The sequence below is a fragment of the Mycobacterium sp. Soil_C_30 genome (assembly GCF_057656995.1).
This window is the reverse complement of sequence record NZ_JBDGJH010000004.1, coordinates 465559-477265: the sequence shown is the minus strand read 5'-3', so window position 1 is coordinate 477265 and position 11707 is coordinate 465559. Positions and strand designations below refer to the sequence as shown.

The following is an 11707-nucleotide window of genomic DNA, read 5'->3' as shown; positions in this document are numbered from 1 at the left end:
ATGACTCATGTGAGCACCCACGTCCTCAACGCTGTGACCGGCCGGCCCGGCGCCGGCGTGGCCGTCACCCTGACCGATTCGGCGGGAGTGCTGCTGGCCCATGCCCTCACCGACGATGACGGCCGCGTCACCAGTCTCACCGACGCCGAACTGACCGGCATCTACCGGCTCACGTTCGACACCGCAAGCTATTTCGCCGCCCAGGCGGTCGTCGGGTTCTACCCGGAGGTCACCATCTCCTTCGAGGTCACCGACTCCGCAGGCAGGTATCACGTTCCCTTGCTGCTGTCGCCGTACGCCTATTCCACCTACCGGGGAAGTTGAGGAAGGACCACGTGAAAGCGATCGTCATCGGCGCGGGTATGGGCGGGATGAGCGCAGCAATCGCGTTGCGCCAGATCGGAATCGACACCGAGGTATACGAACGGGTCACCGAGAACAAACCTGTCGGCGCCGCGATCTCGGTGTGGTCCAACGGCGTCAAGTGCCTCAACTACCTGGGGCTCGAGCACCAGACGGCCGCGCTCGGCGGGATCGTGAACTCGATGAGCTACCTCGACGGGCACACCGGTGAGACGATGTGCCGATTCTCGATGCAGCCGCTGATCGACGAGGTGGGCCAGCGGCCCTACCCGATCGCCCGCGCCGAACTGCAGCTGATGTTGATGGAAGCCTACGGTCTCGACGACATCCGCTTCGGGATGAGGATGGTCTCCATCGAAGACGGTCCCGACGCCGCGTCGGCGACGTTCGCCGACGGTACGACCGCCTCGGCCGACTTCATCATCGGCGCCGACGGCGCCGGCTCGATCACCCGCGAGTACGTGCTGGGCGGTCCGGTGTCGCGTCGTTACGCCGGGTACGTGAACTTCAACGGCCTGGTGGACACCGACGACGGCATCGGCCCTGCCACCGAGTGGACCACCTATGTCGGTGACGGCAAACGGGTTTCGGTGATGCCCGTCGGGGGCAACGGTAATGCCGGCGGCCGGTTCTACTTCTTCTTCGACGTGGTGGAACCGCAAGGCGCACAGTACGAGCGGGGTAGCGCCCGTGAGGTGCTGCGCAGCCACTTCGCCGGCTGGGCTCCGGGTGTGCAGCTGCTCATCGACAAGCTCGATCCGATGACCACCAACCGCGTCGAGATCCTGGACCTCGATCCGTTCCACACCTGGGTCAAGGGCAGGGTCGCGGTGCTGGGCGACGCCGCCCACAACACCACCCCCGACATCGGCCAGGGCGGATGCTCGGCGATGGAGGACGCGGTGGCCCTGCAGTGGGCGTTCAAAGACCATCCCGGCGACGTGCACGCGGCCTTGACCGCCTACCAGCAGGCACGGGCCGAACGGGCCGGCGACCTGGTGCTGCGCGCCCGTAAGCGCTGCGATGTAACTCACGCAAAGGATCCCGAGGTCACCGCGCAGTGGTACGACGAGCTGCGCAACGAGGACGGCACCAACATCATCCGCGGAATCGTCGGCAACATCATGGGCGGTCCCGTCACACCTGTCCGCTGAGATGTCGAAACAGCAAAACTGTGAGGGTGTGGTGAAGACGCCGAGATCGTTGTCGGAGCCATGGCTCAGGCGTAAGGTCGGCACCAGGTTGAGTTCACAGCCGAAACCGGAGACGTCAAACCGGCGAGGTGGGTAGCACCTATCCGTGAGGGCTTCGAGAACGTGAGCATTTGACGCGACCCGCGCCAGCAACTGATGGGGTCATGATGTCCACTGCAGCAACCACACAATCATTCACCGACTCACTTCGCCGGACGGCAGGTGCTGCTGTCTGCCATGTCGACGGTTATGTGATCGTCACCGCCGACGGCGAGATCGACGCGTCCAACGCGGACGCGTTCGTCACCTACGTGCTGCCCCACCTGGACGGCCCCACCCCGTTGGTGGTGGATCTGACACGGCTCAAATTCCTTGCCACAGCCGGGGTTTCGACGCTGCACACCATGAACACCAGGTGCGCCGACAACAAGGCGCGGTGGGCGGTCGCGGCAGGCGGCGCGGTGGCCCGGATCCTGCGGATCTGCGATCCCGAGGGAGTCCTTCCCGTCGTCACCACCATGGCGTCCGCGAAGCGGCTGATCGGCGGCGACGTCGAGTTACTCGAGTTGATCCCGGAGCCGGGTCAGCGCGCGGGCGAGCAGCCGTGACACGTGCATCTGCGAAACCCCGATGCGCTCGGCGATCTGCGTCTGCGTCAGCGACTCGAAGAACCTGAGCACCACCACGGTGCGCTCACGCTCGGGCAGCGATTCCAACAGCGGCCGCAGCGCCTCGCGGTTCTCGATCTGATCCAGGGAAAGGTCGACATCCCCGAGGGTGTCGGCGATGGCCGGGGCATCTTCGTTGCCGCTGCCGCCGCTGTCGATGGACAAGGTGTTGTACGAGCTGCCCGCCACCAGGCCCTCGACCACTTCGTCACGGTCCATGCCGAGTTCGGCGGCCAGCTCGGTGGGCGTCGGTGCACGGCCCAGCCGCTGCGAGAGTTCGGCAGTGGCGCTGCCCAGCCGCAGATGCAGTTCCTTGAGCCGGCGCGGCACCTTCACCGACCAGCTGTTGTCACGGAAGTGGCGCCGGACCTCGCCCATGATCGTGGGCACGGCGAAGGAGACGAAATCGGACCCGGCGTTGACATCGAACCGGATCACGGCGTTCACCAAACCCACTCGCGCGACCTGCACCAGGTCATCGCGCGGCTCCCCACGCCCGTCGAAACGGCGGGCGATGTGGTCGGCCAGCGGTAGGCACCGTTCGACGATGCGGTCCCGCTGACGCTGAAATGCCGCGGAGCCTTCGCTCAGTTCCGCCAACTTCCGGAACATCTCCGGTACGTCGGCATATTCAGAACTCGATCGCGAAGCTCCGGTGCGCGAGGCCGACCCTTGCGAACCTGGGGACGTCACCGTGCCGGACTCACTCGTCTCGTCGTCAGCGAGATGCCGAACACGGGGTCCAGCCCGGCATCTGCTCCGTTGCGGAACGTGCTCACGTCATCGGTGAGCGAGGTGAGTACGTGCCAGCTGAAGCTGCCCGGTGTCAGGATGTCCTCGGCTGCCGAGGTGGTGGACACATCGACCACCAGTTCGTTGGGCCGTGGGTCGATGACCAACACCAACGTGCCGTCTTTGGCGGCTGACTTGATCAGCCGGGTGCAGGCCTCGTCGACCGCCAACCGCAGATCGGCCACCGCGTCGAGATCCAGATCCTCGAACGTCCCGATCGCTCCGATCACGGTGCGCACCACAGCGAGGTTCTCCAGCTGCGCGTTGATGCGCAGCTCGACAGCCTTGGGGCTGCGGGCGATCGCGTCAGCGGAACTTTCGGCATCGAACATGTACTGGCCTCCCGGCAATATCGCACCGAGACTACCCCAGCGTGCAGCCCAACTAACCATTGCGCTGCCCTTCGCCGCTGCGGTGTCGGAGGCGGGAGCCGCGACGCACTGCGGGCACTGCGGTGCGCCCGAAGGCCGGCCGGGAGCCGGCTGCCGTTGGTGCAGTTCTCGATGAAGTCATGGTGACCGCTTCTCTACCCGCACCCACCGAGAAATCAAACGTTGATGTGACCAACCCGTTGCCGGGTGTGAACGACGCTGACCCGGGGTATCAGCCGCCCGTGAGACCACGTCCGACTGGGGCCCGGCGATGCGACTTCGGCGCAGCGTAGTAACCGGCCCTGGTATCAGGCGGGTCCGGCGCGGCAAGGGGTTCTCCTACTACGGACCCGGCGACGAACTCATCACCGATGACAAGACGCTGGCCCGCATCAAGGAGTTGGTCATCCCGCCCGCCTGGAAGAAGGTGTGGATCAGCACCCACCCAAGTGGCCATATCCAAGCCGTCGGCACCGATGTGGCGGGCCGGCGTCAATACCTGTACCACCAGCGGTGGCAGGAAGAGCGCAGCGAGGAGAAGTTCGATCGCGTGCTCGAAATGTCGAAGGCATTGCCGCAGTGGCGCACTCAGCTCGTTCACGACCTCGACAGCCGGGGCCTCACCCGGGCCCGGGTGATCGCACTGGCTCTGCGGATGCTCGACCGCGGCTACTTCCGGGCCGGCGGCGAAACCTACGCCGAGGACAACAACTCCTACGGTGTGGCCACCTTGCTCTGCGAGCACGTCACCGTCAGACGCGACGCGGTGTACTTCGACTATCCCGCCAAGAGCGGCGTCCAACGGCAGTGGGAGGTGGACGACCCCGCCATCGTGGGCACCGTCCGGGCCTTGATGCGCCGCGAGGAACGCAGTGACCGCCTCCTGGTGTGTCGCACCTCGTCCGGCTGGGCGGATGTCCACGCCGACGACCTCAACACCCGCTTCAAGGAGATGGTCGGCGACGAGTACAGCGTCAAGGATCTGCGGACGTGGCACGGCACCGTGCTGGCCGCGGCGGCCTTCGTCGATGCCGATCCCCCGTCGTCGGAGCGAGCGAACAAGAAGATCGTCTCGGCCGTGATGAAGGAGGTCTCCGCAGAACTCGGCAACACTCCGGCGGTCGCCCGCAGTTCGTATGTGGACCCGCGGGTGGTCACCGCCTACGAGAACGGGCTGACCATCGCGGCCGCCGCCAGGCGGGCCGGGAAGGCACGTGACGACGATAAGGCACAGGCCATCGTGGAAGGTGCCACCGCACGCATGATCCGCAAAGTCGCGAAGAGCTGAACCTGTTTTCCCGGGCGCCGGGCGGGTAATCCGGTCGTCATGTATGACGACGCTTTCTCCGACGGTGCGCCCTTCCCGGACGACGTCCCGGTCGACGATGCCGTCGAACAGCAGCAACCGACCGCAGACCTGGTTCCCGACGAGGGCCTCGCCGACACCCCCACCCCGCTCGAAAGCGACCCGAGCGACTGGCAGGAACAACACCAGGCGCTCGACGATGTGGATCCCGACGAAGAAAGACGGTAATGGCCCGCGGGGGACCTCGGCCGGCGATCCGGATTGCCGTGGGGATCGCCGCGATGGTCGCCATGCTCGCCTTCATCCTGACGGCGTGCCCCAGTAACCGCGACGGGATGCCGGGCCGGCTGGCACAGGCGCAGGAGGAAACCGAATCCGCGGCTCGCTCCGGCGCCGTGGCCCTGGACCTGTGGGCCCGAGGCCGCTCGACGCAGCATCTGACTGCCGTGCAACTCAGCGACGCCCGCGACAACGTCATCTCGGCGTACGACGGGATCTCGGAACTGCGCGCGGAAGACCCCGCCGACGTGCAGCGGCAGCGATACCTGGCCCAGGCGATGACCGATATCGCCGCGCAACTCAACTCCGCCAACGCCGCGGTCCGCGCTCTGGCGGCGCAGCCTCCGCCGCAGGACCTGCAGCGTGAGCTCACCGCCGCAGCAGAGGCGTTGGCGCGCGACTACCGCTGATGAAGCGGCTCTTCGCCGTCGCCCTGGGGATCCTGACCGCGATCGGCGGATTTATCGACATCGGCGACATGGTCACCAACGCCATCGTCGGATCGCGGTTCGGCTTGGCGCTCGCGTGGGTGGTTCCCGTAGGTGTGCTCGGTATCTGCCTGTTCGCGCACAGGTCGGGGAAGGTGGCGGCAGTCAGCGGACGGGCCACCTTCGAGATCATCCGGGAACGACTGGGCCCACGCACCGCGGGCGCGAATCTGCTGGCGTCGTTCTTCATCAGCCTGATGACCGTGACCGCCGAGATAGGCGGTGTGGCGCTGGCACTGCAACTGGCCACCGATGTGGGTCCAGCCCTGTGGTTTCCGGTCGCGGCATTCGGGGTGTGGGTGGTGATCTGGCAGTGAAGTTCACGGTGATGGAGAACATCACCGGCCTGCTGGGGTTGACGTTGATGGTGTTCGCGGTGGCGGTGGTGATGTTGTCGCCGAACTGGTCGGAGCTGGGCCGGCAGATGATGGCTCCGCAGATTCCGGAGACCGAATCCGAAGCCACCTACTGGTAGTTCGCCGTGGCGCTGTTCGGCGCGGCAATGACGCCCTACGAGGTGTTCTTCTTCTCCTCCGGCGCCGTGGAGGAGCGCTGGACCGTCAAAGACCTCAGCACCTCCCGGCTCAACGTCATGGTCGGTTTCCCGCTGGGCGGCATCCTGTCCATCGCGATCGCCGCGTGCGCGGCAATCGTGTTGTTGCCCAGCGGTATCGAGGTGTCGTCGCTGTCGCAGGTCGTCATGCCGGTGGTGGCCGCCGGCGGTCAGTTGGCGCTGGCGTTCGCGATCATCGGTATTGTGGCGGCCACGTTCGGGGCTGCGCTGGAGACGACGTTGTCGTCGGGGTACACGGTGGCACAATTCCTGGGCTGGACCTGGGGCAAGTTCCGAAAGCCCGCCGAGGCCGCCCGCTTTCACGTCCTGATGATCGTCGTGCTGGTGACCGGTGCGGCAGTCCACAACACATCGTCGGGCGGATTCCGGGAGGCCGGCATGCTGGCGAGTGAACTCCTGGGCCTGCCCGTCGAGGACTCGTCCGGTCGCGGCATCGGGACGGTGATCGATGTGCGACTGGTGGTAGACGGTGATCTGCACCACGATCCCGGCCAGCCGCGCGTGATGGGTCTGGTGGTGAGCCCGCGCACCCGGAGCTCCTATCTCGGCTACGAACGAACCGGGGTGAAACACCCTGTCCTGCTGCAGAAACTGTTGTGCTGGCGGCACCGCGGTACCTTCGTGTGCGCGTGGTCCGACATCACCCGGATCGACCGCGAGCGGGTGTCTCTGCGGTCGAACTTCACCCGTTACTCGCCCCTGCTGCGGACCTGAGAACCCACTGTCACCTGTTTCAGTTTTTTGCGGCTTGGGAACCCTGACCTCGTGGGGGAAGAAACCTGAATGTCACCCACATCAACAGCTAGGAGGTAGAGATGCCGAATTCATCGATCAAGGACGAGGGTCTCTACGAAGACCTGCGCAAGCAGGGCAACTCCAAGGAGAAAGCGGCCCGGATCTCCAATGCTGCTGCGGCCAAGGGCCGTTCGAGTGTGGGCAAGAAGGGTGGCAAGTCCGGCGCTTACGAAGGTTGGACGGTCTCCGAGCTCAGGAAGAGGGCCAAAGAGCTTGGTGTATCCGGGTATTCGGATAAGAAGAAAGACCAGCTCGTGGATCTGCTCCGTAACCATTGAGGAAAGGGAAACAACATGGCTGAGAACAACAGCGGACCCGAAGAAGGCGTCAAGGGTGTCGTCGAGGACGTCAAGGGCAAGGCGAAGGAAGTCGTCGGCACGGTCACCGGCCGCGACGATCTGATCAACGAGGGCAAGGCTCAGCAGGACAAGGCCGAAGCCCAGCGCGAGGCGGCCAAGAAAGAAGCCGAAGCCGAGGCTGCGCGCGGTGGCGCCAAGGCTGCCGAGAAGCGCCAAGAAGCGTTCCAACGCTGACCTGAAATCTCACAGAAAATCCCGGCGGTGTTCCGCCGGGATTTTCTTGTGCCCTGCACCGGACCGCGCACATGGGTGCCAGAATGCGGCCGCGGCGGCGGCGTCGTCGCCACCGCCGCGGGCGGGATTCATGAACAGGTGCGGCACACAGCCGCGAAGGGGTGGTCGGAGAGCGTGGATACTCGGAGCGGTCAGCCTCCGAGTGCGGGTCCGGCAACCGCCGGGAAACCCATCGCCAACGTCACCAACATGACCGTGAAGAGGAACCAGCCGGCGCCCTGCCAGCTCCAGAACTCGCCGCGTGCGCGCCACGCCCGGTACGTGCAGACGAACGCCCAGATGGCACCTGCGAGCAGGATCATCGGGGCGCCGAGGCCGAGGATGGTGCGTTGCGGAACACCGCATGCGGCCGTGTCCACATCCGTGGACTCGGTGCACGTACTCACCCACAGAGCCGCCACGACCAGGAACACCAGACCAGCCGCTGCGGTCGCTGCTGCGAACCGCACCGCGCCGCCGACACCCTGATCGACCGGCCCGCCCTCGTCATAGCGAGGAACAGCGCCGAAATGCGCCTCTGACCTGCGCGCGACTGCCATGTCGTTCCTTTCCGGTGCTCACCTTTACCCGCCCCGCCGGAAATCAAAACGTGCGTGGTTGAATTTATCGGATTGTGCCTGTGTCGGGGGCCTGAATGAGACGTTGTTACTGGTATACGTCGCAGGTCGCACCGCTGCGCCCGCGCTGCGAGGGGCCGTTTGCTTGATTAGCGTTACGGGATGGACCTCAACACCGTCGAGGCCGTCGACATCCCCACCACGCGCGACGACCTCTGGCCCCTCGGCGCCCGGGACGCCGTCTTGGCCGGAGGCACCTGGTTGTTCTCCGAACCTCAGGTGGGGTTGCGGCGTCTGGTCGACATCACCCGACTGGGCTGGGCGCCGGTGGTGATGACCGATGACGCGGTGCAACTTTCCGCCACCTGCACCATCGACCGGGTCGCCCGGCTGAGTGAGGAATTGGCCGTCGACCATCCCGATTGGGCCGCCGCTCCGCTGCTGCGGCAGTGCTGCGAGGCGTTGTTGGCGTCGTTCAAGATCTGGCGCAGCGCCACCGTCGGCGGCAATGTGGCGCTGTCCTTCCCGGCCGGTGCCATGATTTCGCTGCTGTCCGCACTCGACGGATCGGTGACCGTGTGGCGGGCCGACGGCTCCGAGTACACGATGCCGATCACGGAATTCGTCACGGGTAACACCACCAACATGCTCACCGTCGGCGACGTCATCCGCGCGGTGGACATCCCGGCTTCGGCGCTGCGCGCGTCGACGGCATTCCGCAAGCTGGCGCCCTCCCCGCTGGGCCGGTCGGGCATCGTGGTGATCGGGCGCCGCGACAGCGGCGCCGACGGCGGCCGGTTCGTTCTGTCGATCACCGCGGCAACGGTGCGCCCGTACGTGTTCGGGTTCTCTGCCGTCCCGTCCGACGACGAGTTGGCGGCGGTGCACGCCACCATCGCTCCCGACGCATGGACGCTCGACGCACACGGCGATCCCGATTGGCGGCGCGGCGTCACGCTGCGGCTGGCCGAGCAGGTCTGTGCGGAACTGCGGTGACCATACGTATCAACGGCTGCCCCGCGACGGCCGCGCCGAGGCCGGGGCAATGCCTGCGCACCTTCCTTCGCGACACCGGGCATTTCGAGGTCAAGAAGGGCTGCGACGCCGGTGACTGCGGAGCCTGCTCGGTCCTGGTGGATGGGCAGCCGGTGCATTCGTGCGTATACCCGGCGTTTCGGGCCGACGACTGCGACGTCACCACCGTCGCCGGGCTCGGCACCCCGCAGGATCTGCATCCGGTGCAACGGAAGTTCCTCGAAGCGGCGGGTTTCCAGTGTGGGTTCTGCACGGCGGGGATGGTGACCACCACCGCCGCGCTGTCCGAGGCCCAGCTCGCCGACCTGCCCAGCAGCCTGAAGGGAAACCTGTGCCGCTGCACGGGGTACCGGGCCATCACCGACGCCATCGCCGGGCGCGCCCAAATCGAGAAACCAGCCGAGGGTGCTGACGTGGGGCGGTCGGTGGGCGCGCCCGCCGGTGTCGGGGTGGTCACCGGAACCGAGCAGTACACCATGGATTTCGACATGCCGGGGCTGCTGCACATGGCCGTGCTGGCCAGTCCGGTGGCACACGCCCGCATCCGCTCCGTCGACACGTCGGTGGCCGAGTCCATCGAGGGTGTCCGGTTGGTGCTGACCCATCACGACAGTCCCGCAGTGGCGTTCTCCACCGCCCGCCATCAAAGTCGCCTCGACGATCCCGACGACACCCGGGTGCTCGACGACACCGTGCGATTCCTCGGCCAGCGGGTGGCGGCCGTGGTCGCCGACGATCCGGGCACCGCGGAGAAGGCATGCCGCGCCATCGTCGTCGACTACGAGGTGTTGCCCGCGGTCTTCGACCCCGAAGCCGCCCGTCGCCCCGGCGCTCCCCTGGTGCACGACGGGAAGGGACCGGAGAGCCGGATCACCGACCCGTCGCGCAACATCGTGTCCGAATTGCACGGCGGTGTCGGCGATCTCGATGCCGGGTTGACGACTGCGCGGAACCGCGGGGGCACCGTGGTCACCGGGCGGTGGCACACCCAGCGGGTGCAGCACAGTCACCTGGAGACCCACGGCTGCACCGGCTGGCGCGATGAGGACGGCCGGCTGGTGATCCGCAGCAGCACCCAGGTGCCGTTCCTGGTGCGCGACGAGCTGTGCCATGTGTTCGGGCTGGACCGCGAACAGGTGCAGGTGTTCACCAAACGTGTCGGCGGCGGATTCGGCGGAAAACAGGAGATGCTGACCGAGGACCTGGTGGCACTCGCCGTGTTACGGCTGGGCGCGCCGGTGCGCTACGAGTTCAGCCGCAGTGACCAATTCACCGTCGCGCCATGCCGGCATCCGTTCCGCATCGACGTGACGGTGGCCGCCGGCGCCGACGGCATCTTGACCGCGCTGGGCGTCGACGTGCTCATCGATGCGGGCGCCTACGGCAACCACACACCGGGGGTGATGTTCCACGGCTGCGGGGAGTCGATAGCGCTGTATCGCTGCGCGAACAAGCGGGTGGACGCGCAGGCCGTCTACACCAACAACCTGCCGTCGGGGGCGTTCCGCGGTTATGGGCTCTCGCAGATGATCTTCGCCGTCGAATCGGCGATCGACGAGCTGGCCTCGGAATTGGGGATCGACCCGTTCGAGATGCGCCGGCGCAACGTGGTGGTGCCCGGGGATGACTTCGTCGACTCCCACGTCTCCCGCGATGACCTGGCGTTCGGCAGTTACGGGCTGGATCAGTGCCTGGATCTGGTGCAGGCCGCGCTGGATTCGGGTGCGGGCGCCGATGCGCCGGCCGGCCCGCAATGGCGCGTCGGTGTCGGTATGGCGGCGTCGATGATCGCGACCATCCCGCCGCGCGGGCACTTCGCCGACGCCCGGGTCTCGGTGTCAGCCGACGGCGAGTACACCCTGGCGGTGGGCACTGCGGAGTTCGGAAACGGGACGTCGACGGTGCACACACAAGTGGCCGCCACGGAACTGCGCACCACAGCCGACCGAATTATCCTGCGGCAGGCCGATACCGACGCCGCCGGGTATGACACCGGCGCCTTCGGTTCGGCGGGCACGGTGGTGGCGGGCACAGCGGTTCAGCATGCCTGCACGGACCTGCGGACCCGGCTCATCGAGCTGGCATCGGCACTGGCCGGGGTTTCCGGCGATACCTGCGATCTCGGCCCGAACGGCGTGCAGTGCGGTGAGCGTTTCGTCGCTTTCGCCGAACTGCTGGAGGCGGGGCCCCTGGTCGGCATCGGCCACCACGATGGCACGCCGCGATCGGTGGCGTTCAATGTGCACGGGTTCCGCGTGGCGGTCGACACCGACACCGGTGTGGTGCGCATCCTGCAGAGTGTGCAGGCCGCCGACGCCGGTGTGGTGATCAACCCCCAGCAGTGCCGGGGTCAAGTGGAAGGCGGTGCCGCCCAGGCGATCGGCGGTGCACTCTACGAGGAGATGCTGCTCGGCCCGCAGGGCGTCGTGACCAATGCAACGTTGCGGAACTATCACATCCCGCAACTGGCCGACGTGCCCGTGACCGAGGTGCTGTTCGCCGACACCTTCGACCGGATGGGCCCGATGGGCGCCAAGTCGATGAGTGAATCGCCCTACAACCCGGTGGCTCCGGCGCTGGCCAACGCCATCCGCCACGCCACCGGGGTGCGGTTGCACCAGTTGCCGATGACGCCGGCCCGGGTGTGGCGGGCGCTGACTACCAACGACAAGTCAGTTGTTGGCTGAGGGTGG

At 66.6% G+C, this 11707-nt stretch carries 13 protein-coding genes and 1 pseudogene; 11 read left to right on the top strand and 3 right to left on the bottom strand.

The features are described from left to right. From uraH to AC3A6P_RS10475, 3 genes are all read left to right on the top strand, one after another. Entirely contained in the window at positions 1-324 is a 324-nt protein-coding gene (gene uraH / locus AC3A6P_RS10485) for a hydroxyisourate hydrolase (protein ID WP_487691394.1), read from the top strand. 11 nt (positions 325-335) lie between these two features. Continuing rightward, positions 336-1517: an FAD-dependent urate hydroxylase HpxO gene (gene hpxO / locus AC3A6P_RS10480; RefSeq protein ID WP_487691392.1), complete on the top strand. Its 1182-nt coding sequence runs from the start codon at positions 336-338 to the stop codon at positions 1515-1517. A 206-nt stretch (positions 1518-1723) separates the two neighbouring features. Continuing rightward, complete coding sequence (locus tag AC3A6P_RS10475) at positions 1724-2164, top strand: STAS domain-containing protein (RefSeq protein WP_487691390.1); 441 nt, start codon at positions 1724-1726, stop codon at positions 2162-2164. Here the strand turns inward: AC3A6P_RS10475 and AC3A6P_RS10470 are convergent. Together AC3A6P_RS10470 and AC3A6P_RS10465 are read right to left on the bottom strand one after the other, a co-directional pair. Beyond that, positions 2114-2836 (bottom strand): RNA polymerase sigma factor SigF, encoded by a 723-nt coding sequence (locus AC3A6P_RS10470; RefSeq protein WP_487691388.1) that lies wholly within the window; start codon positions 2834-2836, stop codon positions 2114-2116. The genes AC3A6P_RS10475 and AC3A6P_RS10470 overlap by 51 nt on opposite strands. 77 nt (positions 2837-2913) lie before the next feature. Further along, a complete protein-coding gene (locus AC3A6P_RS10465) occupies positions 2914-3348 on the bottom strand; it encodes an ATP-binding protein (RefSeq protein ID WP_487691386.1) in 435 nt (144 codons plus the stop codon). Between the two features lie 310 nt (positions 3349-3658). Between AC3A6P_RS10465 and AC3A6P_RS10460 the strand changes: the two genes are divergently transcribed. The 6 genes and pseudogenes from AC3A6P_RS10460 to mbp1 all read left to right on the top strand — a co-directional run bounded on the left by AC3A6P_RS10460 (position 3659) and on the right by mbp1 (position 7362). Then, positions 3659-4675 carry a DNA topoisomerase IB gene (locus AC3A6P_RS10460; protein WP_487691384.1) on the top strand — a complete coding sequence of 339 codons (1017 nt, stop codon included), beginning with the start codon at positions 3659-3661 and terminating at the stop codon, positions 4673-4675. A 39-nt stretch (positions 4676-4714) separates the two neighbouring features. Then, positions 4715-4921 (top strand): hypothetical protein, encoded by a 207-nt coding sequence (locus AC3A6P_RS10455; RefSeq protein WP_487691382.1) that lies wholly within the window; start codon positions 4715-4717, stop codon positions 4919-4921. Continuing rightward, on the top strand, positions 4921-5382 hold the full coding sequence (locus AC3A6P_RS10450) for a hypothetical protein (protein WP_487691380.1): 462 nt from the start codon (positions 4921-4923) through the stop codon (positions 5380-5382). The genes AC3A6P_RS10455 and AC3A6P_RS10450 overlap by 1 nt, the downstream gene beginning before the upstream one ends. Then, positions 5382-6376: pseudogene (locus AC3A6P_RS10445) on the top strand (NRAMP family divalent metal transporter); the annotation flags it as partial. The gene AC3A6P_RS10450 and the pseudogene AC3A6P_RS10445, both read left to right, overlap by 1 nt. Before the next feature lie 473 nt (positions 6377-6849). Continuing rightward, positions 6850-7107 carry a DUF7218 family protein gene (locus AC3A6P_RS10440; protein ID WP_487691378.1) on the top strand — a complete coding sequence of 86 codons (258 nt, stop codon included), beginning with the start codon at positions 6850-6852 and terminating at the stop codon, positions 7105-7107. Positions 7108-7122: 15 nt separating this feature from the next. Further along, on the top strand, positions 7123-7362 hold the full coding sequence (gene mbp1 / locus AC3A6P_RS10435) for a microaggregate-binding protein 1 (protein ID WP_487691376.1): 240 nt from the start codon (positions 7123-7125) through the stop codon (positions 7360-7362). Positions 7363-7553: 191 nt separating this feature from the next. On the opposite strand, the gene AC3A6P_RS10430 is transcribed toward mbp1, so the two are convergent. Further along, positions 7554-7961, bottom strand: coding sequence for a hypothetical protein (locus AC3A6P_RS10430; protein ID WP_487691374.1), 408 nt, complete (start codon positions 7959-7961; stop codon positions 7554-7556). 180 nt (positions 7962-8141) lie between these two features. Here AC3A6P_RS10430 and AC3A6P_RS10425 point away from each other — a divergent pair, with 180 nt between their 5' ends. Both AC3A6P_RS10425 and AC3A6P_RS10420 read left to right on the top strand, forming a co-directional pair. Then, positions 8142-8975: an FAD binding domain-containing protein gene (locus AC3A6P_RS10425; protein WP_487691372.1), complete on the top strand. Its 834-nt coding sequence runs from the start codon at positions 8142-8144 to the stop codon at positions 8973-8975. Beyond that, entirely contained in the window at positions 8972-11701 is a 2730-nt protein-coding gene (locus AC3A6P_RS10420) for a molybdopterin-dependent oxidoreductase (RefSeq protein ID WP_487691370.1), read from the top strand. The genes AC3A6P_RS10425 and AC3A6P_RS10420 overlap by 4 nt, the downstream gene beginning before the upstream one ends. The last annotated feature ends 6 nt before the right edge of the window (positions 11702-11707 follow it).